Here is a 24238-nt window from a genome sequence, read left to right on the forward strand (position 1 = left end):
GATGCAGTCCTTATTCCAGAGAAATCCAGGTGGTTTTCAGTTCGGTAAATTTATCCAGGGCATGCAACGACTTGTCACGCCCGTTGCCGCTTTGTTTGTAGCCGCCGAAAGGCACGGTCATATCGCCATCGTTGTAGTTGTTAACGAACACGGTGCCTGCTTTCAACCGCCGAGCCATACGGTGGGCACGGGAAAGATCGCGCGTCCAGACGGCGGCCCCTAGCCCATATTCGCTGTCGTTGGCCAGTTCCAGCGCCTGCTGTTCGCCGTTGAAAGTGGTCACCGCCAGCACCGGGCCGAAGATTTCGTCGCGCGCTACGCTCATGGCGTTGTCTACCTGGGTAAGAATGGTCGGGCCGAGATAGCCCGGCTGGCTGCCTTGCTTGTGCTCGCGGCCATCGAGGAACAGGGCGGCTCCTTGCTCCAGCCCCTGCTCAATATAGCCAACCACCTTTTCGCAATGCCCTTGGTCGATGAGCGTACCCATGATGGTTTGTGGATCGAGCGGGTTACCGGGCTCGAAGGCCGCCGCATGCTTACGTAGTGCCTGGAGGAATTCCTGCTGGATGCTTTCTTCCACCAGCAAACGCGTACCGGCAATGCACACCTGGCCTTGGTTGTAGAAGATACCGGCGGCAGCACCCTGCGCGGCTTTATCCAGATCGGGGCAATCGGCGAAGATGATATTGGCACTTTTGCCGCCCGCCTCGAGCCAGACGCGTTTCATGTTGGATTCACCGGCATACTTCATCAGTTGCTTCGCCACCTGGGTGGAACCGGTGAAGGTGAGGGCATCTACGTTCGGGTGCAGCGCCAGCGCTTTACCGGCATCATGCCCATAGCCTGGGATCACGTTCAGCACGCCGTCCGGCAGCCCGGCCTGCTGCGCCAAGGCGGCCAGATAGACCGCCGTCAGCGGTGATTTCTCTGAAGGCTTCAACACCACGCTGTTACCGGCCGCCAGCGCCGGGCCCAGTTTCCAGCAGGCCAGCAGCAGCGGGAAGTTCCAGGGCACAATCGCTCCCACCACGCCGATCGGTTCGCGTTGGATCAGCGCCAGCGCATCGTTGCCGGTGGGGGCGATTTCGCCATAGACTTTGTCGATTGCTTCTGCGTACCAGCGCATGCAGCGAATGGCACCGGGAACGTCATCACGCAGGCTGTGGCGGATGGGTTTACCGGTGTCCAGCGTTTCTAACAGGGCGAGCTGTTCATGATGTTCTTCCATCAGCGCCGCCAACTTCAGCAGCGTCGCTTTGCGCTGGGCGGGTGCAGCCTGTGACCAGTCGCCACGCTCGAATACTGCGCGGGCGGCCTTCACCGCCAGATCGATATCTGCCTGGCTGCCGCGTGCCATCTGCACCAGCTCACGCTGGGCAGCGGGATCGTCTACGGCAAAGGTTTCCCCTGCGGCAGCCTGTTGGTAACGGCCGTTGATAAACAGCCGGTTTTCAATCTTCAGGGCCTGCGCTCGTTGTTGCCAGTACTGCAAGTGGTGGAAATCCATACCTTGCTCCGTTAATCAGAAGGTGGTCGGCGTGTGGGCGCTGATAATCCGGCACACCCGCGCCGACGTGTTGCTGAAACTGTGGGGAATACCGGTATTGATGGTGTAGCTCTGGCCCGCCTGCAGGTGATAGGTCTGCCCGTTCACCTGCAGCATGACTTCGCCTTCCAGCAGGGTGCCGATCTCTTCCCCTTGATGTTTAAGACGTTCGCCGGTGGTGGTCCCCGGCTCATAGGTTTCGATCATCATCGCCAGCGTGCGGTTTGGGTCACCGTTGTGGATCAGTTTCATCGAAACCCCTTGGCTGCCGATCTCAATCAGGTCTTCATGGCTAATGACGATCTGGGGTTCATCCGGTTTTTCCGGTTCGGCAAAGAAAGCCGACAGTGACAGCCCATACACCGTCAGTAACTTTTGCAGCGTACTGATGGCCGGGCTGACTTTATCCTGTTCAATGGTGCTGATAGCGCTGTGCGTTAATCCAGACAGTTCGGCTACCCGGCGCTGCGACAACCCTAATTGCTGGCGGATCTGCGATAAGCGTTTCCCCGGAGCCAAGCTGACGTCGCTCATAGGCGTTTTTCCTTCTGATAATTCTGGCAAGCGGTAATGAATCCCTCAAACAGCAGGCGGGATAGTGCGTATTCGTCACTGTTCCATTCCGGGTGCCACTGCACGCCCAGCGCAAACGGCTGATCGCGGATGCTGATGGCTTCCACCAGCCCGTCGGCGGCATGTGCTTCGATGCGTACGCTGGGACCGAGGGTTTTGGCTCCTTGGCCGTGCAGGGAGTTCACCCAGAAGCGGTTGCAATCTGGCAGCAGTTGCGCCAGCAAGCCGCCATCCTGAACGATCACCTCATGGGCAGGGGCATATTGCTGTGCCAGCGGCAGATCGTGATCTTCGCGGTGCTCAAGTAATTCAGGCTGCTCATACAGGCGGCGATGCAGGGTGCCTTGGGTGGCGACCACCATTTCCTGCATACCGCGGCAAATGGCGAAAAGGGGAATGCGCCTGTTGAGCGCCAGGCGGATCAGCGCCAGGCTCAATTCATCTCGCCCAGGATCGGCGTCAGGCTCATCGCCGTTTTCACCATAAAGGTGCGGCTGCACGTTGCTGGGGCTGCCCGGCAACAGAATGCCGTCGAGATGCGGCACTAACTCTTCCAGCATTTCCGGCTCTGCCAGCGCATGCGGCAGGGCGATGGGTAACCCACCAGCGGATAAAACCGCATTCAGGTACTTTTCTTGCAAGGTCTGTGTGAGGTGTTGGTTTAACCTATACCTGCACATCACCACGCCGATGATTGGTCTGTTAAATATATTGCCCATAATGACCTCTAGGTGTGTTCGAAATTATGACCGATATATCAAAATATCGCCTTTTCTTGCTCAATATTACCTAAATCTAGCAGCGAGGTGGACAATATTCAAACCAAAAGTAACACTTGCAAAACAATTTTGTTGCATCTATGTTTCATTCGTGGACATTATATTGAGCAAGATGGTCAATAAACATCGAAGGCAATAAGTGTGAGAACCACAGACCAAACACAATGACGGGTGAATCATGCAAACCAACATCGTAGAAGTGGAAAACTTTGTGCAGCACAACGAAGAAAGGCGAAGTAGCGCGTTCCAGCGCGAAGTGAAGAAGTATCTGGAACGTTATCCATTAACCCAGCATGTCGATGTTCTACTCACCGATCTCAACGGCAGTTTCCGTGGCAAACGTATCCCGGTTGGTGGCTTAAGCAAGCTGGAGAAAGGCTGTTACTTCCCGGCCTCGGTGTTCGCGATGGATATTCTTGGCAACGTGGTGGAAGAGGCCGGGTTAGGGCAAGAATTGGGTGAGCCAGATCATATCTGCGTTCCGGTCGCCGGAACCCTGACGCCGTCGGCGGCCGATCCGGAATATATCGGCCAGGTACTGCTCACCATGCTGGATGAAGATGGTACTCCCTTTGACGTTGAACCGCGTAATGTGCTGAACCAGGTGTGGCAGCGTTTGCGTCAGCGCGGGTTATCCCCCGTAGTAGCGGTAGAGTTGGAGTTCTATCTCATCGATCGTCAGCGCGATGCCGAAGGTTATCTGCAACCGCCGTGTGCCCCCGGAACCCAGGAGCGTAACACCCAAAGCCAGGTGTATTCGGTGGATAATCTCAATCATTTTGCCGACGTACTGAGCGAGATAGATGAACTGGCACGCCTGCAAGGGATCCCGGCCGACGGCGCGGTGGCGGAAGCCTCACCCGGCCAGTTTGAGATTAACCTGCATCACACCAGCGATGTACTGCAGGCCTGCGATCATGCGCTGGCGTTGAAACGCCTGGTGCGTATGGTGGCAGAGAAGCACAACATCCAGGCCACCTTTATGGCGAAGCCTTATGAAGAGCACGCAGGCAGCGGCATGCATGTGCATATCAGCATGTTGGATCATCAAGGTAACAACGTGTTTGCCGACGACGACGGTGAAGACTCGGCGCTGCTGAAGCAGGTGCTGGCGGGGATGATTGCCCTGATGCCGGCCTCTATGGCGCTGCTGGCACCCAATGTGAATGCCTATCGCCGTTTCCAACCCGGCATGTATGTGCCAACGCAGGCATCCTGGGGCCATAACAACCGCACCGTCGCACTGCGCATTCCCTGTGGCGATCGCGACAACCACCGCGTGGAATACCGCGTGGCGGGGGCCGATGCCAACCCTTATCTGGTGATGGCCGCGATCCTCGCGGGCATGGTTTACGGCCTCGACACCTCATTACCGCTGCCTGAACCCGTGACCGGCAACGGGCTTGAGCAGGAAGGTTTACCGTTCCCCATTCGCCAGAGCGACGCCTTGTATGAATTCGAACACCAACCGGTGCTGCATGCGCTGTTGGGGGAAAGATTCAGCCACGTTTATCTGGCCTGCAAGACCGATGAGCTGGTGCAGTTTGAACGGCTGATCACCGAAACCGAAATCGAGTGGATGCTGAAAAACGCCTGAGGCGTTCAGCCTGATCCCATCGCGCGCCCGGCGCATTCCCGCGGGTTACCTGTGACCCGGCGAAGCCGTGCGCAGCGGTGACTTCTTTCTTCCAACTTGGCGTACAGGACGCCGGTGAGGAAAATCCCATGACGATAAGTGCCATCGACTGTAATGGCGCGGGCAAACCGCAACTGCGTAAAACATTAAAACTGTGGCAAGTGGTAATGATGGGTCTGGCGTACCTGACGCCGATGACGGTGTTTGACACTTTCGGCATTGTTTCCGGCGTCACGGATGGCCACGTTCCGGCCTCTTATCTGCTGGCACTCGCCGGAGTTCTGTTTACCGCCATCAGCTACGGCAAGCTGGTGCGCCAGTTTCCCACCTCCGGTTCTGCCTATACCTATGCGCAAAAGGCGATTAACCCGCACGTCGGGTTTCTGGTCGGCTGGTCGTCGTTGCTGGATTATCTGTTCCTGCCGATGATCAATACGCTGTTGGCGAAGATCTACCTCACCGCGCTGTTCCCCGAGGTTCCTCCCTGGGTGTGGGTGGTGGGCTTTGTGGCGATCATGACGGCAATCAACCTGAAAAGCGTCAACGTGGTCGCCAACTTCAACACCTTGTTTGTGCTGGCCCAGGTAGCGATTATCGTGGTGTTTATCTTCCTGGTGGTGCATGGTTTGCACAATGGCGAAGGGGTGGGGACGGTATGGAGCCTGAAGCCTTTTGTCAGTGAAAACGCCCATCTGGTGCCGATTATTACCGGGGCGACCATTCTTTGTTTCTCGTTTCTGGGTTTTGACGCCGTCACGACGCTGAGTGAGGAAACGCCGGATGCCGCCAGGGTGATCCCGAAAGCGATCTTTCTAACCGCCTTATATGGTGGTGTGATCTTCATCGGCGTATCATTCTTTATTCAGCTGTTTTTCCCCAATATTGAACGTTTCAAAGAGCCCGATGCGGCGTTGCCAGAAATTGCGCTGTACGTGGGCGGTAAACTGTTCCAGGCGATCTTCCTCTGTACCACCTTTATTAATACCTTGGCCTCCGGCCTGGCTTCCCATGCCAGCGTCTCACGGTTGTTGTATGTGATGGGGCGCGATAACGTATTCCCGGAAAGGTTTTTCGGCTATGTGCACCCTAAATGGCGCACGCCAGCGCTTAATGTGCTGATGGTGGGGCTGGTCGCGCTTTCGGCCATGTCCTTTGATCTGGTGACCGCGACCGCGTTGATTAATTTTGGCGCGCTGGTAGCGTTCACCTTCGTCAACCTTTCGGTGATCAGCCATTTCTTTATCCGCCAGGGGCGCAACAAAACCTGGAAGGACCGTTTTCACTTCCTGATCCTGCCGCTGGTTGGGGCGCTGACCGTCAGCGTGCTGTGGCTGAATCTGGAGAAAAGCTCGCTGACCATGGGGCTGATCTGGGCGGCGCTGGGGTTTGCTTACCTGGTGTACCTGACCCGTCGTTTCCGCCAGCCGCCGCCGCAGTTTGAGCGGCAACCGCAGCAGTAATCTTCTACGGCGGGGCGATCCCGCCTTTCTTTTTGCCTTTCAGGCCAGTAGAGTGAAACCCCGAAAAAACCGATGATTGGATCCTATCCTGATGCCTGCGTTATCCGTATCCCATAAAGCAACCTTGTTTGGCCTGCTGGCTATTGTGCTGTGGAGCAGCGTCGTCGGCCTGATCCGCAGCGTTAGCGAAGGGTTGGGGCCGGTAGGCGGCGCGGCGATGATCTACAGCGTGGGAACGTTGTTTTTGCTGGTGGTGATGGGGATCCCGAAACTGCGTGAATTTCCCCGCTCTTATTTGATCGTTGGCAGCCTGCTGTTTGTGGCGTACGAGATTTGTCTTTCGCTGTCGTTGGGTTATGCCAGTAACCGTATGCAGGCGATTGAAGTGGGGATGATCAACTATCTGTGGCCCTGCTTTACCGTGCTGATGGCGATCTTGTTTAACGGGCAGAAGGCCAGGTGGTGGGTGATCCCAGGATTATTGCTGTCACTGTTGGGCATTGGTTGGATCATGAGCGGTGATGGGGGCTGGTCAGCGGCACAAATGCTGGCGAATGTGCGCAGTAACCCGCTGAGTTATGCGCTGGCATTTAGCGGCGCGGTGATTTGGGCGGTTTATTGCAACGTTACCAAGAGAATTGCCCAAGGCAAGAATGCGGTGGTGCTGTTTATTACGCTGACTGCGTTGGCCCTGTGGCTGCAATATCCGTTCAGCAACGAAAGCGGTATGCATTTCACCCTGCCAGTCACCCTGGCGTTGCTGTCTGCCGGGATCGCCATGGGGGCGGGTTATGCGGCATGGAATGTCGGCATCCTGCACGGCAATATGACCTTACTGGCCACGGTGTCTTACTTCACGCCGGTGCTGTCGGCGGTATTTGCCGCCGTGGTTCTGAGCACTTCGTTGACCCTCAGTTTCTGGCAAGGAGTCGCGATGGTCACGACGGGGTCGCTGATTTGCTGGCGTGCCACGCGTGCAGGTTAACCCGATGATTCGCGAAGCAAGGGATTTCAGCTAATCTCAAATGAGGTGTTCTGCCTGAAGGAACGTGAAAATGAGGAATGATATTCAGTTTATTCAGCAACCTGCGCTTGATGGGCACAGCTTCAGTACCGGCGATATGGTGCGCCTGACCACCGCGAATCTTTTACATGAATACCAGTTGGATGTGGTTATTCTGCGCCGTGACGATAAGCTGATTTATGGATCAGTGGTGGTCGCGGCACCCAAAACCGACATTCCGGTAGGGCGTTGGGAAATTGCTCAGGGGGACGAGGTGGTCTTCCGGCAGGAAAATATTGCCAAGGCGGTTCTCGGCGCCCGCTAACTTCCCGTTTGAACCGAGTTTACCCTCGACCTGAAGCCGACCTGAACCGTCGGCTTTTTTATTATGCCATTAAGCCGGCGCCGGGTGAGTTTTCAGGCCTGTACGCAAATCGTGCTGATGATGTTTTAAAAATCACCGTATATGACGCCCGTCACATTGAATGTGAATTTCAATGAAAAATAATTTTAAAAACGAGAGAGCAATCGATTACCTTAATGAAGAATAGTTCACTGGATCACAGATTCTTACACCCGGTGGTTTCTATAATGCGCGCGGCGTCCAGGCAGTAAGCTGCCGTTCGTCACACCAGACTCATTGTCGTCTTTCTAACGGGCAGCAATCGCCCTTTCAGCATGTGGTAATAAAATGAAAAAAATCGCTCTCGCAGCAGGTGTGCTTCTCACTGCCTCTTACAGCACATCATCAATGGCGGCCAGCAATGATAGCCAGTTCGTTTCTGATTGGTGGCACCAGAGTGTCAACGTGGTAGGTAGTTACCACACTCGTTTTGGACCGCAACTGAACAATGACGTGTATCTGGAGTATGAAGCTTTCACCAGAAAGGATTGGCTGGATTTTTACGGCTATGTTGATGTGCCAAAATTTTTTGGTACCGGCAATACGCCTAACCGGGGTATCTGGGACAACGGCTCACCGCTGTTTATGGAGATTGAACCACGCTTTTCGATCGACAAACTGACCGGTGCCGATCTGAGCTTCGGGCCATTTAAAGAGTGGTATTTCGCCAACAACTATATCTATGACATGGGCCGCAACAGCGCATCACGCCAGAGCACCTGGTATATGGGGCTGGGAACGGATATCGAAACGGGCTTGCCTATCAGCCTGTCGATGAACATTTATGCCAAATACCAATGGCAGAATTACGGTGCTGCGAATGAAGACAGCTGGGATGGCTATCGTTTCAAAGTGAAATACTTTGTGCCCCTGACCCAGATGTGGGGAGGGAACCTGAACTATATTGGTTTCACCAACTTCGACTTTGGCTCCGATCTGGGTAAAAACGACTTTAGCGTCAATGGCCGCCAGGCGCGTACCAGCAATTCTATCGCTTCCAGCCACGTGCTGGCGCTGAATTACGATCACTGGCATTACTCGTTCGTCGCCCGTTACTTCCATAACGGTGGTCAATGGCAGGACGGGGTTGATATCGGTACACCGCAGGGCCCAATCAAATCTACCGGCTGGGGTTACTACGCGGTTGTGGGATATAACTTCTGATTTTCCGTGGTATCAAACAGTAAAAAACCCCGTTTAAAACGGGGTTTTTTATGTCCATTACAATGTCGAATCAGCCGGGTAAATGTTTAACCGGCATGACCAATTTCCCTTTGATGACATAACACTCATTATTGATCCATTTGAGTATTTGATCACGGCTCACCCCTTCAGATCGTGCATAGCGATAGAGATCGCCATTGAAGTATCGCGTGATGTATTCCATAAGGGTCATTTGCATGGCTGTAACTCCTGAACGCCCACCCGTTGCCAGCCTGGCCACCGCGGGAGGTTAAGGTTTGTGAAGATTAAACTTAAATTATTACTAATAAAAGCTCAATAAAAAGCACGAAAAATAACAATAGACTATAAAAAGAAATCCCGCACGGGAAGGCGGGAAATAATGCGTATTATCATTTTTAGATAACATAAAATGGTATTTTGAGGTGCAACGAAAAAGAGCACGCTAACTCTTTTTGTGACTGCCACAAGGTACTGGATGGCCTATTTTGCTGCAAGAGAAACCTGCGGCTTTTCTTCGGTTTTTATGAACAGTAGCTTGGGTTGGGTGTTTTTTCAGCATTTGAGTATTGATAACCACTGTGAATATAAGGTGCCGTACCGCGGGTGAGAATACGGCACCTGGCGCTCAGGTTAAAGGTGCACGCTGATGTCGCATTTAAAGGTTAATACCCGGCTGCGGTTGGCGATCAGATCCACGCTGTAACCACGAAAATACAGGCAAATACGATCGGCCAATCTCGCAGAGATCTCTGCTTGAGTGTGGCTGCTGTCAACCAGGGTAATAGCCCCACCGGGTTTGCCTGCACTTTGCCAGTCGGCCAGCAGCCGGGTGGCCACGGCCTGCGCAGCGCGCCAGTTGAGCGGGGTGTCAAACATAGTTGCCGAGCGGATGGTGATTCCCGTTTGGCTCCAGGTAGCGGAATACGCAGGTTTGAACCCGATCTGAAGCGCGTCGGATTTTGTCGCGTACGGTAACACGCGTAGGCCACTGTTTTGTGCGCTGTGTTGATGGGGGCGTTATCTTTCCGTCAACATTGCGAGGCAGTACACAAATCCCAGTGATAACAACAGATTCGGAAAAACGATCGGAAGCTGGTAATGGATGATGCGCAACAGCGTCGGCGCATCAGGTGCACCGACGCTCAAAGAGGGCTAAGCCTGCTGTTCACCCCAGCTCAGCATGCTTTCAACCATCTGCTGCAGCAGGCGCTGTAGCGGCGCAGCACGCAGTGCGTCGAATGCAAACGGGGGCTGTTCTGACATGTAATTGACCTGTGCCAGCTCCAACTGTACCGCATGCTGTTTTTCCTGCGGCTGGCCATAGGCACGGGTGATGTAACCGCCCTTGAAGCGCCCGTTGAGCACATGGGTAAATTGCTGTTGCTGTTCACAGCAGGCAATCAACCGGTCGCTCATGGCACTGGCGCAACTGGCACCGCTGTTGGTCCCCAGGTTGAGATCCGGCAGCTTGCCGTCAAACAGCCGCGGTATGACGGAAGCAATAGAGTGGGCATCAAACAGCAGTGCATAGCCGTGTTGGGCTTTCAGGCGCGCCAGTTCCTGTTGCAACTGCTGGTGATAAGGCTGCCAGAGGGCTTGTAGGTAGCCCGCCCGTTCTTCGTTGCTGGTGGCAAGATCGGGCAGGAAACTCGGGCGGCCATCGAACAGCACATCCGGGAACAGGCCGGTGGTAGCGGTGGTGTAGAGCGGTTTGTCGTCTGCAGGGCGGTTAAGATCGATCACAAAGCGCGAGTAGTTGCCGATCAACATACTGGCCCCCATCTTGCGGGCGAAATCGTACAACCGGGGAATATGCCAATCGGTGTCCGGCAACGGGCGCGCTTCGTCGGTCAAACCGCGCTCAACGGCTGGCGTCAGCCGGGTACCGGCATGGGGGATGCTGATCAACAGCGGCAGGTTACCGCTCTGGAACTCAAAGGGATCGCGAATCATTGACGTACTTCTCCTCGGAAAATCACCGTGCAGGGCAGTTGGCCGCCCAACCAGTAGGCCAGCTCTGCCGGGCGGGCCAGCGGCCAGTGAACAAAGTCAGCCACCTTACCCACCTCCAGCGAACCATGGCTTGCCTGCAAGCCCAGCGCTTTGGCGGCATGCAGCGTCACACCGGCCAGCGCTTCCTCCGGCGTCAGGCGGAACAGCGTACAGGCCATATTGATCATCAGGCGTAATGACAGCGCTGGCGAGGTTCCGGGGTTGGCATCGCTGGCGATCGCCATCGGTACGCCGTGTTTACGGAACAGATCGACCGGCGGGCATTGGGTTTCACGCAGCAGGTAATAAGCGCCCGGCAGCAGGACCGCCACGGTGCCCGAGGCGGCCATGGCGGCAGCGTCTTCTGCGCTGGCGTATTCAAGGTGATCGGCTGAAAGGGCGTGATGGCGCGCGGCCAACGAGCTCCCCCCGAGGGCGGAGAGTTGCTCGGCGTGTAATTTGACCGGCAAACCTGCCTGTTCAGCAGCCTGAAACACGCGTTCGACCTGGGCTGTGGAAAACGCCAGATGCTCGCAGAAGGCGTCTACCGCGTCCGCCAGGCCCGCTGCCGCCGCTTCTGGGATGATGGTTTGGCAGACCAGATCGATATAATCATCGGCCCGCCCGGCGTATTCCGGCGGCAATGCATGCGCCGCCAGGCAGGTGGTTTTCACTTCAACCGGTAACTGTTCGCCTAGCTGGCGTGCCACGCGCAGCATCTTCAGCTCGCTGTGTGGCGTTAGGCCATAACCGGATTTGATCTCTACGCAGGTTACGCCTTCCGCCAGCAGCGGCCGCAGGCGAAACAGCGCCTGCTCAAGTAATTGTGTTTCTTCAGCGTCACGGGTTGCTTTTACCGTGGAGATAATGCCACCGCCTTGCGCGGCGATTTCCGCATAGCTTACGCCATTTAAACGCTGTTCGAATTCACCGCTGCGGTTGCCGCCAAAGACCAGATGCGTGTGGCAATCGATCAGGCCGGGGGTAATGATCCCGCCGTCAAAACGCACCGTTTTAGCCGCCGCCAACACCGGCATGGTGGCCTCTTCACCCATCCAGACAATCTTGCCGTCGCGCACGGCGATCGCGCCATTGCTGATGATGTGATATTTGCCGTCGCGCATGGTGACGATATCGGCGCCGTGCCACAGGCTGTCGCAGTGGATCTCAGACGTCATGGTGTTCCCGCTCCCACATGGTTGTATATACAATTAAGACCAAGCTAGCGCATTCATCAGGCTGCGACAAGGGAGGGGATAAAATTTGTTATGAGAATGTGATAAAGCGCGCAGCGGGGCCGAGCTTGCCCCGCCGAGGTTCAGACCTGATTAGTAAAACGGCCAAACAGCTGGTAGCGGCTGCCCGGGTACAGCAAACGCGCGGAAGTCACCACCGTTTTGCCTGACCAGGTGCGGCGATGGATCAGCAGGCCCGGCTCATGGTCTTCCAACTGCAGCAGTTCACGTTCGCGCCGCGTGGGCACCACGGCTTCTACGATGTGCTCACCGGCGGTCAGCGGGGCGGCCTGGGTCAGATAAATATAGGGAGTGACCTGATCGAAATCCTGCTTCATGTAATCCGGTGCTACCAGTGGATTAACGCAGCGATCTTCTATCTGCACCGGGACGCCATTCTCGTAATGCACAATCTGCGAGTAAAACAGCGGCTGGCCAGGCTGAATACCCAACGCAGTGGCTTCTTCATCGCTTGCCGGGCGAGCTTTCAGCTCCAGGATTTTGCTGCTGTGGTGGTGGCCGCGCGCGGCAATTTCGTCGGCAATGTTGTGCACTTCCAGCAAGGCGGTGTGCGCTTTCGCTTCGGCGACAAAGGTGCCAACCCCCTGCATGCGGATCAGAAAACCTTCGCTGGTCAGTTCGCGCAAGGCGCGGTTGATGGTCATACGGCTGACGCCGAGTTCGGCCACCAGTTCACTTTCAGAGGGAACGCGCTGGTGTGGTTGCCAGTGGCCCGCGCGAATTTGGCTCACTATCGCTTGTTTGACCCGTTGATAGATCGGGGCAGGTGTGTCGCTCATTGCGGCAGCCAGTTGTAGCACGGTCTGTTGATCTACCACGACGTTAACCTCGTCAAATAAAAAAATAATAACATCAGTTTACTGTTGATGTCGGCATATGTATATGTATATACAAGTAGGGCCAGTTCACCCAATGAGTGATATTGGTTCACAAATTTTTTACGTATGCGCCTGCCGCGCTTTCTTAGCTGTTACACCTACTTTGGAATACTGCTATGCCTGCTTACTTTGCTCCTCGCGCACTGCTCCCATCCGGTTGGGCTCACAACGTGCGGCTCGATGTTGATGCGCACGGCCAACTGACCCAGATCACTCCGAATGCCGAACCTGCCGGCTGTCAGCGTTTGCACGGTGACGTGGTGCCGGGTATGCCAAATCTGCATTCGCATGCTTTCCAGCGTGCGATGGCCGGGTTGGCCGAGGTGGCAGGCGATCCGCAAGACAGTTTCTGGACCTGGCGCGATCTGATGTACCGCCTGGTGCAGCGCTTAACCCCAGAGCAGGTTGAGGTGATAGCCCGTCAACTGTATATCGAAATGCTCAAGGGCGGCTATACCCAGGTGGCAGAGTTTCATTATTTGCACCATGCGCCAGACGGTAAAGCCTATGCCGATCGCGGTGAAATGACCGGCCGCCTCAGCCGGGCGGCACAACAGGCGGGGATTGGCATGACGCTGCTGCCGGTGCTCTATAGCTATGCCGGTTTTGGCGCTCAGCCCGCGCAAGCGGGGCAAAAACGCTTTATCCAGGATGTGGAGAGTTATCTGGCACAGCAGCAGACCATCGCCCGCCAGCTCGCCGGGCAGCCGTTGCAGAACCACGGTGTGTGTTTCCATTCGCTGCGTGCGGTCGAACTTGGCCAGATGCAGCAGGTGTTAGCTGCGTCCGAGCAGCATTTGCCGGTGCATATTCATATCGCGGAGCAGCAGAAAGAGGTCAATGACTGCCTGGCGTGGAGCGGCCAACGGCCAGTTGCCTGGCTGTATGAACATTTGCCGGTGACAAGCCGCTGGTGCCTGGTGCACGCCACCCATCTGGATCGTGAAGAGTTGGAGCAACTGGCGCGTAGCAAAGCGGTGGCCGGGCTGTGCTTAACCACCGAAGCTAACTTGGGTGACGGCATCTTCCCTGGCGATAGCTATCTGCACCACCAGGGGCGGTGGGGCATTGGTTCCGACAGCCATGTTTCACTGAGCGTGGTGGAAGAGTTGCGCTGGTTTGAATATGGTCAGCGGCTGCGCGATCAGCGCCGTAATCGGCTGACCACGCCGGAACAGCCGGCGGTGGGCGATGTGCTCTATCAACAGGCGCTACAGGGGGGCGCACAGGCCTGTGGTACGGCGATCGGCCAACTGGCGGTGGGATATCGCGCCGACTGGCTGGTGCTGGACGGCGACGATCCGTATCTGGCGGCGGCAGCGGATGCTTCCATCCTCAACCGCTGGCTGTTTGCCGGCGGTAAAGAACAGATCCGCGACGTGTTTGTCGCTGGCAGCCAGGTGATCGAACAGGGGCGCCATGCGCTACAACAGCAAAGCAGCGCCGAGTTTCTGCAAGTGCTGAAAACCTTCCAGCAGGAGGCATGATGAACCTGAACCGTTTTGATTTTGCCAGCCTGTTGGTTAGCCCGTGGCGCAACGGCGGTGGTGAGACCCGTGAAATCACCAGCCAGCCGCCGGGCAAGGCCGATTTTGACTGGCGCGCCAGCATCGCGACGATTGCGCAAGATGGCCCGTTTTCGGCTTTCCAGGGTATCGATCGCTCCATCACTTTGCTGGAAGGCGACGGCGTGCATCTGCACAGTGCGGGCCTGATCGATCACCGCTTGCAGCATGTGGGGGAGCCGTTCGCCTTTTCCGGTGATGCGGCGCTGGAGGCGTTTCTGCTCGGAGGCAACAGCCAGGATTTCAATATTATGACGCGGCGCGGACGCTGTAGCGCCGATGTGCAGCGTATCACGGCGGAAACGATCGCCCCGGCGTGGCATGCGGGCGTGCTGTACGTGTTGCAGGGCGAGTGGCAACTGGAGGACGGCAGTTGGTTGGGGCAACGCGAGGGCTGCTGGTGGCAACCGCAACAGCGTGCGCTGCGTTTTTCGCCACGCGAAGGGGCCGTTGCGCTGTGGGCAGAGATCACTGCCCGCTAGAGTCTGCGCTTAAGTTATGGGATTATCAGGCTTTCTATCCCAGACAGAGAAGGGCGCATGGCCTCGCTGAAAGACGTTGCTAAACTCGCTGGCGTATCGTTGATGACGGTGTCTCGCGCCATCAACGAACCCGGTAAACTGCGGCCAGATACCTACCAGCGGGTAAAGCAGGCCATCGATCAACTGGATTACGTGCCGGATCTTTCGGCACGGCGTATCCGTGGCGACAGCAGCCGGGTGAAAACTCTCGGCGTGCTGGCCTTGGATACGGCGACAACGCCATTCTCGGTTGACATGATCCTGTCGATTGAAAAAACCGCCCGTGAACAGGGCTGGAACAGCTTTGTGGTTAACCTGTTTGCCGACGACGATGCTGAACAGACGGTTGACCTGCTGCTGGCACATCGGCCAGACGGGGTGATCTTCACCACTATGGGGCTGCGCCAGGTCACTATTCCCGCCAAGCTGCTGGATCAGCAACTGGTGCTGGCCAACTGTGTCAGCCCAGAAAACGCGGTCGCCAGCTATATTCCCGATGATGAACAAGGCCAGTACGACGCTATGCGTGCGCTGATCGCCCGTGGTTACCGTGCACCACTGTGTATTCAACTACCAGAAAACGCCTTGGCTGCGGGGCTGCGGCGACGCGGATTGGAGCGCGCCTGGCGCGAAGCGGGGGGGGAGTTGGGGCAACTGCGCCAATATCACTTGGATTTAAGCGGTGGTGATAAACATTACCGTGACACCGTCACGTTTTTAGCTCGGCATTTTTCCCCTGGTTGGCAAGATTGCGATGTGGTGGTGTGCGGCAACGATCGCGTGGCGTTTATGGTCTATCAAACCCTGCTGGCTCAGGGCTGGAAAATTCCTGAGCAGGTGGCAGTACTGGGGTATGACAATATGGTGGGGATCGGCGAACTGTTCCAACCGCCATTGACTACCGTACAACTGCCGCATTATGAGCTGGGGCGCCAGGCGGCATTACATCTGATCAATCAACTTACGCATAAAGAAACGGTGCGGGTTGCCTGCCCGTTGTTGTTGCGCGATTCACTGTGAGAATGGGCTCCTGCCACTCAAGGCTGGAGCCCGAGTCATTTACTGCCAGATGCTGGCTAATTCCCACGCCTGAACATCAGTAAATTGCGCACTGCCCGCTTCAGCGAACAGGCTGAGATGGCGATCGCCATCCGCAGGGTAAATCCGGCTGGTCAGGCAGGCTTCCCCTTGATTGACGAACACCTCTATCGAAGAACGATCAACAAAAATCCGCAATCGCAGCGTATCGCCCTCTGGCAGGGGAATGCTGCGGCAACCGCACAAGCCCGGCTCAGGGCTGAAGCGCTCCAGAACCAGGCGACGGGCCTGATGATCAACATACAGACGCGCTGCTTTGCCTACGGCCATGCCACAGCGCTCCGCTTCACTCGCCGCCAGATTGACGGTCATCAGCAGTTCATGCAGGTTACTGCCTAAAATCTGTTGCTGATTATGGCAATTTACCGCCCCCCATTGCCGCTGTTCACCGCGTAATGCGCTCAGTTCGCGGGCCGGGTTCATCAATACTTTGCCCTGAGCACTCAGCGACAGCTCTCTTGGCAAGGTCAAAGCCCCCGCCCAACCGTGCGCCTTACTTGGCATGGCGGATTCCCACATATCCATCCAGGCAAACAGGAGGCGGCGGCCATCGGCGGCGGTGAACGTTTGCGGTGCGTAGAAATCATGCCCGGCATCCAATTCGCAGAAAGGCTGTGTGACGGTAAAATCCTGCCCCGGCTGCCAGTGGCCCAGCAGGTAGCCGCTCTGGAAACGGTTGCGGTTGCGGTAACCCTGTGCCGCCAGCCCCTGCGGCGAGAACAATAACACCTGCTGTTCAGCCAACGGGAAGAAGTCTGGGCATTCCCACATGTAGCCCTGTGCTGCATCTTGCGCCTGAGCGATAATGCGCTCGAACTGCCAGTCGCGCAGGTCAGAAGAGCGATAGAGCCGAACCTGGCCGAACTGGTTCTCTTTGGCACCGATCACCATCCACCAACTGCCCGCTTCGCGCCACACTTTGGGATCGCGAAAGTGTTGAATACCTGGCGGTGCTGCCAAGACTGGCCCTTGTTTAACAAAGTTCACACCGTCATGGCTGGTGGCCAGGCACTGCACTTCACGCACCTGGTCGTCATCGCCGATCTTACCGAGCCAGACATGACCGGTATAAATCAGCGTCAGTACACCCTCATCATCCACCGCGCAGCCGGAGAAACAGCCGTCCCGATCGTAATCCTCGCCTGGAGCCAGCGCGATAGGCTGATGTTGCCAATGCACCAGATCGTTGCTGGTGGCATGTGCCCAATGCATCGGGCCCCAGTTTTCATCGTAGGGGTGATGCTGATAGAACGCATGATAGACGCCGTTAATACAGATCAGCCCGTTAGGATCGTTGATCCAACCGGCCTGTGCGGCCAGATGAAAACGGGGGTAATACGCGTCCTGGCGCTGTGCGCGCAAAGCCTCAATCATTTGCTCGGCTTGAGCTAAAGTTTTTCTCATTGCATCGACTCGCTTGATGTCATTGTCGGTTGAAACGGGGGCGTTTGGTTTACCTGCTCACCGCGCAGCAGGAAGCAGGACAGAAGGGTGGTGCTGGCGACGGCACCGCCCATCAGCAGGTAGGTTGAGGCAAAGCCGATATGGTCATAGCCGTAACCCGCCAAGGGTGACAGGAGGCTGGCCATGGCCTGGGTAACAAACTGGAAGCCCACCAGATACAAGGTGGAGGACAGACGGCTGTCGAAACGGGTAGCGATATATTTGAAAATGGCAATCAACAGGATCGGCAATTCAACCGCATGCAGCAGTTTCATGGCGGAAATCATCAGCGCGCCGCTCGCCAGACCGGAGCCGAGCATGCGCAAAGCCATGATGCTGCCAGCCAGCAATAAGCCTTGTTTAGCCCCGATGCGGTTGACCAGCAAGGGAGCCAGAAACATCCCTCCAGCCTCCAGAAACACCTGCAAGGAATTGAGGAAGCCGTACATCTCATTACCCTGCTGCTGGGTTGCAAATTGCGCAGCAAAGTAGACCGAAAACTGTTGGTCAAACACGTTGTAAACGCTGATACCGAGCACAAATACCACCAGTGCCCAGAAGTTAGGCAAGCGCAGCAAGGCTAGCGCATCTTGCAACTGCAAGTTCTCCGGTTTATCGAATTCCAGACCCGCCATGGCATTGGGTTTCAACTCACGAATCTGGCTCAGCAACAGCAAAAAAATCACGGCAGAGGCGGAGGCCAGCCAAAAGTTGATATTCGGGTTGATATTAAAGATAAAACCGGCAAAGAAGGTGGCAGAGGCCCAACCGAGCGAGCCCCACATGCGTGCACGGCCAAATTCAAAGCCGATAATGCGGCTGACGCGTTCGGTGTAAGACTCCAGCGCGCCAATACCGGCGAAAAAGGTCGCCCCGATAAACAGCCCACCGGTTAAAGCGCCAAGTAACAGATTGGTTTTTAGCAGCGGGGCGTAAACGTAGATAAAGAACGGCCCGGTGAGCAGCAGCATCATGCCGAGAAATTGCAGCAGGTGTTTACGTAGCCCGAGTTTGTCCTGAATAAAACCGTATAGCGGCTGGGCGCAGAGGGCGATCAGCGAAATGGCCGAGAAGATCAGGCCAGTTTCAGCGCCTTTCAAGCCGATCTTCTGGTTCAGCCAAATGGAGATCAGCGAAAAACTGGAGGACCAGGTGAAGAAGAAAAAGAACAGCAGGCCACTGAGGAGCAGATAATCCTTCTTGGTTTCGCGGTTCATGTGAAAGCCCTGATGGATGAGGTTAGTCTTATTGTTAACGTTAACTTTTAACAAGATAAACCCGAAAACCTGTCTGATTGCGATGTTAATCACAAAAGTTAACGTTAACATTTATGTTTTGTGATTAAAGTCACTGGCGAGCACTGCATAAAGCCGCCGCGGTTGTTAAGGAGGGATATCCCGGGGAGTATCGATCAGGCAAATTTATTGCGATAAAAAGGTTCAGCCCGCGCGGAACCTTCGATTAAACACCCTTGCGGATGGGGTTACAGTTTTGGCCCGGCACTCACCAGCTTTTTGCCCGCTTCAGTCACGGTATACTTGCTGAAGTTATCGATAAAGCGCTGTGCCAGATCCTGCGCTTTCTCTTGCCACAGCGCTTCATCAGCATAGGTTTTACGTGGGTCGAGGATCGATGGATCCACGCCCGGCAGGGCCAGCGGTACTGCCAGATCAAAGATCGGCAGCGTAAAGGTTTCTGCCTGTTCGATCTCGCCACTCAGGATGGCATCAATAATGCCGCGGGTATCCTTGATCGAAATGCGCTTGCCGCTACCGTTCCAGCCGGTATTCACCAGATATGCCTGTGCTCCGGCGGCTGCCATGCGTTTTACCAGCACCGAAGCGTACTGCGTTGGGTGCAGCGCCAGGAATGCGGCACCGAAACAGGCCGAGAAGGTGGGGGTAGGCGTGGTAATACCGCGTTCGGTACCGGCCAGTTTGGCGGTGAAACCGGAGAGGAAGTGGTATTGGGTCTGTTCCGCCGTCAGGCGTGAAACCGGTGGTAATACGCCAAAGGCATCCGCCGTCAGGAAAATGATTTTCTTGGCATGCCCGGCTTTAGAAACCGGCTTAACGATGTTTTCGATATGGTAAATCGGGTAGGAAACGCGCGTATTCTCGGTCTTGCTGGCATCGTCAAAATCGATGCTGCCGTCGGCCAGCACCTGAACGTTTTCCAACAAAGCGTCACGGCGGATCGCCTGATAAATCTCTGGCTCGGCCTGGGCGGAAAGCTTGATGGTTTTGGCGTAGCAACCCCCTTCGAAGTTGAACACCCCATCATCATCCCAGCCGTGTTCGTCGTCGCCAATCAACTGGCGTTTCGGATCGGTGGAAAGCGTGGTTTTACCGGTGCCAGACAGGCCGAAGAAAATAGCCACATCGCCTTTCTCCCCGACGTTGGCCGAACAGTGCATTGAGGCGATGCCTTTCAGCGGCAGCAGGTAGTTCATGATCGAGAACAGCCCCTTTTTCATTTCACCGCCGTACCAGGTCCCGCCAATCAACTGCATACGTTCGGTCAGGTTGAAAGCGACAAAGTTCTCTGAATGCATGCCCTGCTGTTGCCAGTCGGGGTTGGTGCATTTGGCACCGTTCATCACCACAAAATCGGGCTCAAAATCCTGCAGTTCCTGCTCCGAAGGGCGGATAAACATGTTCTTGACGAAATGCGCCTGCCAGGCCACTTCGGTGATAAAACGCACTTTCAGCCGGGTATCGGCATTGGCACCGCAAAACGCATCCACAACAAACAGGCGTTTATTAGAAAGCTGATTGCCCACCAGGGTTTTCAGATGCTGCCAGACCTCAGGCGAAAGCGGTTGGTTATCGTTTTTACCTGTGCCGCTGTCAGCCCACCAGACGGTATCGCGCGTGGTGTCATCACGCACAATGTACTTGTCTTTCGGTGAACGGCCGGTGAATTCACCGGTATCGACGTTGACTGCACCTAACTGGGTCAGCGTGCCCCGTTCCAATGCGGGCAAGTCGGTGCGGGTTTCTTCGGTAAACAGTTGTTGGTAGCTAGGGTTGTAAACGATCTCGCTAGCGTGATGAATACCGTAACGAGTGAGAGTTTGTGGGGTAACAGTTGAAGACATATCTACTTCCTTATTGGCTATGTTCTGCCCATTTTGTACGGTGTCGCGTATAAAATGGGGCTCGGCTACGGCTGACCGGATTCAGCTTTTACCGTTCCGGCTCTATTTATTAACCAAGTCGCTACTATAGCATAACATTAGCTGTTCGACTGATGATTTTAATATCCCAGGGCCGGTAACAGTTAATGAAACGCAATATAAGAACAGCAAGAGATATTGAATTTGCATGGTGAGAGGGGGGATGCATAATGTTTTGTTTTTATTAATTATTTTAAATAAAACGGCGTTTTATTATATTTAAAATTTAAACAGGGTTTTAATTCATTATTCGCGGATGCTCTTTTTTCAGCAAGGAAATAATAAAGTCGATTAACGAGAGAAATCTATTGTCAAGGCAGAACCTGGTTGCAGGTCATTAGTCATACCAATCGGCTATTTCCCGATAATTCCTATTAAAACAGGCTTATTTTGTGTGAGAACATACCTTGAGAAAGACCGGGCTTGCATACCTCGGGCTTTCTTAGAATCGCCAGTCATCGTGCTGGCGATTCACTTGCCATCTTTCAGCATGTTGATAGCGGCACCGATCAGAATGCGGCGTTCAATGTCGTGGCTTGCTGCCAGCTGCTGTGCCAGATGTCTGGCCAGTGTTTCTACCGATAAAACCTCGCCGCGATGGCGCAACTGCATCACGCTGTCGCCAATCAACCGCGCAACTTCATCCCAGACGGGCTTTATCTCCTGCTCCGAGAACTTCATTGCTAACCTAGGGTTGGGGGACTTTTGGTCAATGTAGCAGCTGCCTGTCAGGTTCGCTACTTGCGGTGTTGAACAAAAATAAAACCGGAAGGATAAAAAGCAATCCGTCAGTATTTCTTCTGGTTTTGCTATTCAATACTGCTGGTGTCAAACAACGGGAGGATGACGCAATGAAACTGGTCGAACAACTGGAAGAATACTATCGCCTCAGCCGGCGGGAAGAAGTGCAGAATCGCTGGTGCCGGTTGTGGTTACCCCAAGGCGAGGCGCGCATCGCCTATTTGCGGGAACTGCTGGAACCCACGGCCAAACTAACTGAAGGCAATCGCCGCCCAACGTAATAGCATTAATGCCAGGCAGATCAACAACAAGATCACAAACATTTTCCAATGTTTGGTGCGCATACGCTTGCTTGGCAATTTTGCCTCCTTATCCATTCAGGCGCAGAGATATCCGATACCTAGGCCGAAAACCGCAATAGCGGCAAAGGAAACGAATTTCAGTAAATCACTGAAGGTGTCATCAGGGTCTTTCTCTGAGTTGTTCATTAGGTTGGTCCAGCGGCGAGTGAAGATATCTGCAGCACAGTATGCCTGCTGTAGCGGGCTACGCACAGGGATTTACCCTAAAATTGCATAAAAAATGTCAGACTCTCTCTTGGCCGCGAGGGGTAATACGTCAGGTGCAGGTGTGCTATCCTGCGTATATCACGGGTTTTATTGAGAAAGGTAAAGCGATGGCATTTGCGGCAAAATATGAAGATCTAGAGCGTTGGGCGTTTGGTGATACTGAGCAGCAGGCGGATGAGTTGGCCAAACTGGTGCTGGACGGCGTAAAAACGGCGACCTGTTCCAATCTGGACGGTGAGGGGATCCCACAGCCTGGTGACGTTTTTGTCGTGGTTGACGGTAAGAACGAGCCGGTTTGCGCCATAGAACTGACCCGCGTGAGTATGAGCACTTATGATCAGGTGGATGAGGCTCATGCCATGGCCGAAGGTGAGGGCGATCGTTCGCTGGCCTATTGGCGTAAAGAACACCAGCGCTTTTTTGAAGAGTACGATCTGTTTTCACCGGACATGATGCTGGTATTGATGCATTTTAAGGTGATCGAAAAGTTTTAAGCGATATTGCATAGCCGCGCGCTGTGCCCACAGCGGGTGCACAGCGCGTTTTTTGTATCCGCTTATTCCAGCCGCATCACCCAGGCATCCGCCTGCCGATCGTAATGCTGCTTGTACAGCAGCGACTGTTTGCCATCCAGCATGGCGGGGATGCTGGTATGCTCATCCCATCCGTCCAGTTGCATACACAAATCGGGATCGGATTTGCAGGGGATCGTGAGTGGGGTTTTCCCTTCGGCATGTTCAGACGCGGACGTTAAATGTGCGTCATCGACCTCAAAGCTGCCTATTTTTACAACGGTTTTGCCCATTGGAACTCCTTGCTTAAGCAGATGGTAGGAGGTGTGACCAGTTAAGGGTCGCCTGTATGAGCATAGCTAACGCAACAAAAAATGCCACAGAAAAGGCGGGAGCGGGCAAGCTACCGTTGTTCAGCCCCTTTCATTGATGGAAATCCAAGGTGCCATCGCGAACCAGTTCCCGTGGCAAATTATTCTTAATCCGGCTGCCGATCCGTTTGGCAATGCCCAGCGGCTGTTGCTGATAGGTGACGATACATTCGTCGCGTTGCGGCGGCTGTTGCGGATACAGATCGCGGCCATGGAACCACTCCTGCGCCAGCTCAGCATCCAGTTCAAAGGTGTGTTTGCTGTCGCCAGCGGCCAAGGCAATCACTGCCTCATGCTGCCAGCGGAACCCTTTTGGGAAACGTTCCGCCAGCTTAAGGCCAATGCGTGAAAACCGCACTTTGCCAATCAACGCTTCCAGTTCTGCCGGGAATAACCAGATCTCTTTGTCACGAGCCCAGAGCTTGCCGGTTTCATCCCACATCAGCCCAGACGCCGCGGCAGCCTGAGCGATCTGTGCCGTCTCTTTAGCGGAAAGCGGAGTAAAGGGAAATTTGCCGACCTGATAGCTGGGTTTGGCTAAGCGGGGGACCGCATGATTCTTGCGTAGACGAGCGACGAAAAACCCTTCGCTGTCGTAAATCTGCGGGAAAACGTGCAGGAATCCTTCGGCGGTTAACGCCTGTTCTGCACCAGGGAACAACTCACCCAGCGGTTCGATGCTCACGGCATCACCATAGGTGGCCAGCAGAGCGTTGATGACCTGCTGATTTTCCTGGGCGTTAAGCGTGCAGGTGGAATAAACCATAACCCCACCCGGTGTCAGGGCGTGAAATGCGCTGTCGATCAGTTCTCGTTGGGTGGCGGCGATGCTGGCGACGCTTTCTGCCGACCAATTGCTCATGGCATCAGGATCTTTACGCACTACCCCCTCGCCCGAACAGGGGGCATCCAGCAAAATGGCATCGAAGCTTTCTGGCAGCGCTGCGCCAAATACCCGGCCATCAAAATGGGTCAAGGCGACGTTTTTGACGCCGCAGCGGCTGATGTTGGCATGCAGCACCTTGACCCGGCTGGCGGAGTATTCATTGGCCACGATGCCGCCACGGTTTTCCATCAGTGCGGCGATCTGCGTGGTTTTGGAGCCCGGAGCGGCGGCGACATCCAATACCCGGTGCGGTGTATCCTGGTGGGCGAACAGCGCGCTCACCGGCAGCATGGAGCTGGCTTCCTGAATGTAAAACAGCCCGCTGAGGTGTTCTGCGGCACTGCCTAGCCGCAACGCTTCATCATCACGCTCGATCCAGAAACCTTCGGCGCACCAGGGAATGGGTTCCAACCGCCAGTCATAGTCTTTTACTTGCGCCAGAAAGTCGGCGACGCCGATCTTCAGCGTATTCACCCGCAGGCTGCGGCGCAGTGGGCGCTGGCAAGCGGCGATGAAATCGTCCATGGATAGGTGGTCTGGCATGATGGCGCGGGTGGCGTCGAGAAAAGCAGGAGGCAAAAAAGCAGGGGCAGGTTTAGCCACAGGGAACTCTCAGGGCGAAAAAAATCGAAGGGGCTAGTTT

At 55.2% G+C, this 24238-nt stretch carries 25 protein-coding genes; 10 read left to right on the plus strand and 15 right to left on the minus strand.

The features are described 5' to 3' along the window. Positions 1 to 10 precede the first annotated feature (10 nt). Genes puuC through puuD form a run of 3 tightly spaced genes read right to left on the minus strand, consistent with a single transcriptional unit; the run spans position 11 to position 2838 of the window. On the minus strand, positions 11 to 1507 hold the full coding sequence (gene puuC, locus WG891_RS05795; RefSeq protein WP_337261875.1) for an aldehyde dehydrogenase PuuC: 1497 nt from the start codon (positions 1505 to 1507) through the stop codon (positions 11 to 13). A 15-nt stretch (positions 1508 to 1522) separates the two neighbouring features. Beyond that, on the minus strand, positions 1523 to 2080 hold the full coding sequence (gene puuR / locus WG891_RS05800) for an HTH-type transcriptional regulator PuuR (protein ID WP_156292392.1): 558 nt from the start codon (positions 2078 to 2080) through the stop codon (positions 1523 to 1525). Next, positions 2077 to 2838, minus strand: a complete 762-nt coding sequence (gene puuD, locus WG891_RS05805) for a gamma-glutamyl-gamma-aminobutyrate hydrolase (RefSeq protein ID WP_337261876.1) — start codon at positions 2836 to 2838, stop codon at positions 2077 to 2079. The genes puuR and puuD overlap by 4 nt, the downstream gene beginning before the upstream one ends. 238 nt (positions 2839 to 3076) lie before the next feature. On the opposite strand from puuD, the gene WG891_RS05810 reads away from it, so the two are divergent. The 5 genes from WG891_RS05810 to WG891_RS05830 all read left to right on the plus strand — a co-directional run bounded on the left by WG891_RS05810 (position 3077) and on the right by WG891_RS05830 (position 8564). After that, positions 3077 to 4495: a glutamine synthetase family protein gene (locus WG891_RS05810; protein ID WP_337261877.1), complete on the plus strand. Its 1419-nt coding sequence runs from the start codon at positions 3077 to 3079 to the stop codon at positions 4493 to 4495. Between the two features lie 128 nt (positions 4496 to 4623). After that, positions 4624 to 5994, plus strand: a complete 1371-nt coding sequence (locus WG891_RS05815; RefSeq protein WP_337261878.1) for an APC family permease — start codon at positions 4624 to 4626, stop codon at positions 5992 to 5994. A 91-nt stretch (positions 5995 to 6085) separates the two neighbouring features. Next, the gene (gene yddG / locus WG891_RS05820) at positions 6086 to 6979 is read left to right on the plus strand and encodes an aromatic amino acid DMT transporter YddG (protein ID WP_076939878.1); all 894 of its coding nucleotides are present in this window, start codon (positions 6086 to 6088) and stop codon (positions 6977 to 6979) included. A gap of 70 nt (positions 6980 to 7049) precedes the next feature. Beyond that, on the plus strand, positions 7050 to 7322 hold the full coding sequence (locus tag WG891_RS05825) for a hypothetical protein (protein WP_076939879.1): 273 nt from the start codon (positions 7050 to 7052) through the stop codon (positions 7320 to 7322). A 366-nt stretch (positions 7323 to 7688) separates the two neighbouring features. Beyond that, positions 7689 to 8564 carry a nucleoside-specific channel-forming protein Tsx gene (locus tag WG891_RS05830; RefSeq protein WP_337261879.1) on the plus strand — a complete coding sequence of 292 codons (876 nt, stop codon included), beginning with the start codon at positions 7689 to 7691 and terminating at the stop codon, positions 8562 to 8564. Between the two features lie 70 nt (positions 8565 to 8634). Here WG891_RS05830 and WG891_RS05835 read toward each other — a convergent pair whose 3' ends face one another. The 5 genes from WG891_RS05835 to hutC all read right to left on the minus strand — a co-directional run bounded on the left by WG891_RS05835 (position 8635) and on the right by hutC (position 12651). Beyond that, positions 8635 to 8802 (minus strand): hypothetical protein, encoded by a 168-nt coding sequence (locus WG891_RS05835; RefSeq protein ID WP_167370507.1) that lies wholly within the window; start codon positions 8800 to 8802, stop codon positions 8635 to 8637. Positions 8803 to 9215: 413 nt separating this feature from the next. Then, positions 9216 to 9461 carry a hypothetical protein gene (locus WG891_RS05840; RefSeq protein WP_337261880.1) on the minus strand — a complete coding sequence of 82 codons (246 nt, stop codon included), beginning with the start codon at positions 9459 to 9461 and terminating at the stop codon, positions 9216 to 9218. A 276-nt stretch (positions 9462 to 9737) separates the two neighbouring features. Then, on the minus strand, positions 9738 to 10538 hold the full coding sequence (gene hutG, locus WG891_RS05845) for an N-formylglutamate deformylase (RefSeq protein WP_337261881.1): 801 nt from the start codon (positions 10536 to 10538) through the stop codon (positions 9738 to 9740). Further along, a complete protein-coding gene (gene hutI / locus WG891_RS05850; protein WP_337261882.1) occupies positions 10535 to 11755 on the minus strand; it encodes an imidazolonepropionase in 1221 nt (406 codons plus the stop codon). Before hutI ends, hutG begins: the two co-directional genes overlap by 4 nt. 140 nt (positions 11756 to 11895) lie before the next feature. Beyond that, positions 11896 to 12651: a histidine utilization repressor gene (hutC, locus tag WG891_RS05855; RefSeq protein ID WP_156292388.1), complete on the minus strand. Its 756-nt coding sequence runs from the start codon at positions 12649 to 12651 to the stop codon at positions 11896 to 11898. Positions 12652 to 12827: 176 nt separating this feature from the next. On the opposite strand from hutC, the gene WG891_RS05860 reads away from it, so the two are divergent. Genes WG891_RS05860 through WG891_RS05870 form a run of 3 tightly spaced genes read left to right on the plus strand, consistent with a single transcriptional unit; the run spans position 12828 to position 15817 of the window. Beyond that, complete coding sequence (locus WG891_RS05860) at positions 12828 to 14198, plus strand: formimidoylglutamate deiminase (RefSeq protein ID WP_337261883.1); 1371 nt, start codon at positions 12828 to 12830, stop codon at positions 14196 to 14198. Then, entirely contained in the window at positions 14198 to 14758 is a 561-nt protein-coding gene (locus WG891_RS05865) for a HutD/Ves family protein (protein ID WP_337261884.1), read from the plus strand. Before WG891_RS05860 ends, WG891_RS05865 begins: the two co-directional genes overlap by 1 nt. A gap of 57 nt (positions 14759 to 14815) precedes the next feature. Continuing rightward, on the plus strand, positions 14816 to 15817 hold the full coding sequence (locus WG891_RS05870; RefSeq protein WP_337261885.1) for a LacI family DNA-binding transcriptional regulator: 1002 nt from the start codon (positions 14816 to 14818) through the stop codon (positions 15815 to 15817). A 39-nt stretch (positions 15818 to 15856) separates the two neighbouring features. Here the strand turns inward: WG891_RS05870 and WG891_RS05875 are convergent, their stop codons facing one another. From WG891_RS05875 to WG891_RS05890, 4 genes are all read right to left on the minus strand, one after another. After that, a complete protein-coding gene (locus WG891_RS05875) occupies positions 15857 to 17299 on the minus strand; it encodes a glycoside hydrolase family 32 protein (RefSeq protein WP_337261886.1) in 1443 nt (480 codons plus the stop codon). Next, positions 17296 to 18555, minus strand: coding sequence for an MFS transporter (locus WG891_RS05880; RefSeq protein ID WP_337261887.1), 1260 nt, complete (start codon positions 18553 to 18555; stop codon positions 17296 to 17298). The genes WG891_RS05875 and WG891_RS05880 overlap by 4 nt, the downstream gene beginning before the upstream one ends. Positions 18556 to 18821: 266 nt before the next feature. Beyond that, complete coding sequence (gene pckA, locus WG891_RS05885) at positions 18822 to 20438, minus strand: phosphoenolpyruvate carboxykinase (ATP) (protein ID WP_337261888.1); 1617 nt, start codon at positions 20436 to 20438, stop codon at positions 18822 to 18824. A gap of 549 nt (positions 20439 to 20987) precedes the next feature. Then, positions 20988 to 21197 carry a hypothetical protein gene (locus tag WG891_RS05890; protein WP_076939890.1) on the minus strand — a complete coding sequence of 70 codons (210 nt, stop codon included), beginning with the start codon at positions 21195 to 21197 and terminating at the stop codon, positions 20988 to 20990. A 170-nt stretch (positions 21198 to 21367) separates the two neighbouring features. Between WG891_RS05890 and WG891_RS05895 the strand changes: the two genes are divergently transcribed. Beyond that, positions 21368 to 21538 carry a hypothetical protein gene (locus WG891_RS05895; RefSeq protein WP_337261889.1) on the plus strand — a complete coding sequence of 57 codons (171 nt, stop codon included), beginning with the start codon at positions 21368 to 21370 and terminating at the stop codon, positions 21536 to 21538. On the opposite strand, the gene yniD is transcribed toward WG891_RS05895, so the two are convergent. Beyond that, entirely contained in the window at positions 21509 to 21616 is a 108-nt protein-coding gene (gene yniD, locus WG891_RS05900; RefSeq protein ID WP_337261890.1) for a small membrane protein YniD, read from the minus strand. The two genes, WG891_RS05895 and yniD, sit on opposite strands and share 30 nt — an antisense overlap. Positions 21617 to 21933: 317 nt before the next feature. On the opposite strand from yniD, the gene WG891_RS05905 reads away from it, so the two are divergent. Next, positions 21934 to 22320, plus strand: a complete 387-nt coding sequence (locus tag WG891_RS05905; protein WP_337261891.1) for an ASCH domain-containing protein — start codon at positions 21934 to 21936, stop codon at positions 22318 to 22320. Positions 22321 to 22382: 62 nt separating this feature from the next. Here the strand turns inward: WG891_RS05905 and WG891_RS05910 are convergent, their stop codons facing one another. Together WG891_RS05910 and rsmF are read right to left on the minus strand one after the other, a co-directional pair. Continuing rightward, positions 22383 to 22631, minus strand: coding sequence for a DUF1480 family protein (locus tag WG891_RS05910; protein ID WP_337261892.1), 249 nt, complete (start codon positions 22629 to 22631; stop codon positions 22383 to 22385). Between the two features lie 130 nt (positions 22632 to 22761). Then, positions 22762 to 24198 (minus strand): 16S rRNA (cytosine(1407)-C(5))-methyltransferase RsmF, encoded by a 1437-nt coding sequence (rsmF, locus tag WG891_RS05915; protein WP_337261893.1) that lies wholly within the window; start codon positions 24196 to 24198, stop codon positions 22762 to 22764. Positions 24199 to 24238: the final 40 nt, after the last annotated feature.

Source organism: Serratia sp. MMO-28, from assembly GCF_037199905.1.
GTDB lineage: Bacteria > Pseudomonadota > Gammaproteobacteria > Enterobacterales > Enterobacteriaceae > Chania > Chania oryzae.

Coding starts and splice junctions, on each gene's coding strand:
- puuC (WP_337261875.1), bottom strand. CDS start 1,507: ATGGATTTCCACCACTTGCAGTACTGGCAACAACGAGCGCAGGCCCTG.
- puuR (WP_156292392.1), bottom strand. CDS start 2,080: ATGAGCGACGTCAGCTTGGCTCCGGGGAAACGCTTATCGCAGATCCGC.
- puuD (WP_337261876.1), bottom strand. CDS start 2,838: ATGGGCAATATATTTAACAGACCAATCATCGGCGTGGTGATGTGCAGG.
- WG891_RS05810 (WP_337261877.1), top strand. CDS start 3,077: ATGCAAACCAACATCGTAGAAGTGGAAAACTTTGTGCAGCACAACGAA.
- WG891_RS05815 (WP_337261878.1), top strand. CDS start 4,624: ATGACGATAAGTGCCATCGACTGTAATGGCGCGGGCAAACCGCAACTG.
- yddG (WP_076939878.1), top strand. CDS start 6,086: ATGCCTGCGTTATCCGTATCCCATAAAGCAACCTTGTTTGGCCTGCTG.
- WG891_RS05825 (WP_076939879.1), top strand. CDS start 7,050: ATGAGGAATGATATTCAGTTTATTCAGCAACCTGCGCTTGATGGGCAC.
- WG891_RS05830 (WP_337261879.1), top strand. CDS start 7,689: ATGAAAAAAATCGCTCTCGCAGCAGGTGTGCTTCTCACTGCCTCTTAC.
- WG891_RS05835 (WP_167370507.1), bottom strand. CDS start 8,802: ATGCAAATGACCCTTATGGAATACATCACGCGATACTTCAATGGCGAT.
- WG891_RS05840 (WP_337261880.1), bottom strand. CDS start 9,461: ATGTTTGACACCCCGCTCAACTGGCGCGCTGCGCAGGCCGTGGCCACC.
- hutG (WP_337261881.1), bottom strand. CDS start 10,538: ATGATTCGCGATCCCTTTGAGTTCCAGAGCGGTAACCTGCCGCTGTTG.
- hutI (WP_337261882.1), bottom strand. CDS start 11,755: ATGACGTCTGAGATCCACTGCGACAGCCTGTGGCACGGCGCCGATATC.
- WG891_RS05860 (WP_337261883.1), top strand. CDS start 12,828: ATGCCTGCTTACTTTGCTCCTCGCGCACTGCTCCCATCCGGTTGGGCT.
- WG891_RS05865 (WP_337261884.1), top strand. CDS start 14,198: ATGAACCTGAACCGTTTTGATTTTGCCAGCCTGTTGGTTAGCCCGTGG.
- WG891_RS05870 (WP_337261885.1), top strand. CDS start 14,816: ATGGCCTCGCTGAAAGACGTTGCTAAACTCGCTGGCGTATCGTTGATG.
- WG891_RS05875 (WP_337261886.1), bottom strand. CDS start 17,299: ATGAGAAAAACTTTAGCTCAAGCCGAGCAAATGATTGAGGCTTTGCGC.
- WG891_RS05880 (WP_337261887.1), bottom strand. CDS start 18,555: ATGAACCGCGAAACCAAGAAGGATTATCTGCTCCTCAGTGGCCTGCTG.
- pckA (WP_337261888.1), bottom strand. CDS start 20,438: ATGTCTTCAACTGTTACCCCACAAACTCTCACTCGTTACGGTATTCAT.
- WG891_RS05890 (WP_076939890.1), bottom strand. CDS start 21,197: ATGAAGTTCTCGGAGCAGGAGATAAAGCCCGTCTGGGATGAAGTTGCG.
- WG891_RS05895 (WP_337261889.1), top strand. CDS start 21,368: ATGAAACTGGTCGAACAACTGGAAGAATACTATCGCCTCAGCCGGCGG.
- WG891_RS05905 (WP_337261891.1), top strand. CDS start 21,934: ATGGCATTTGCGGCAAAATATGAAGATCTAGAGCGTTGGGCGTTTGGT.
- WG891_RS05910 (WP_337261892.1), bottom strand. CDS start 22,631: ATGGGCAAAACCGTTGTAAAAATAGGCAGCTTTGAGGTCGATGACGCA.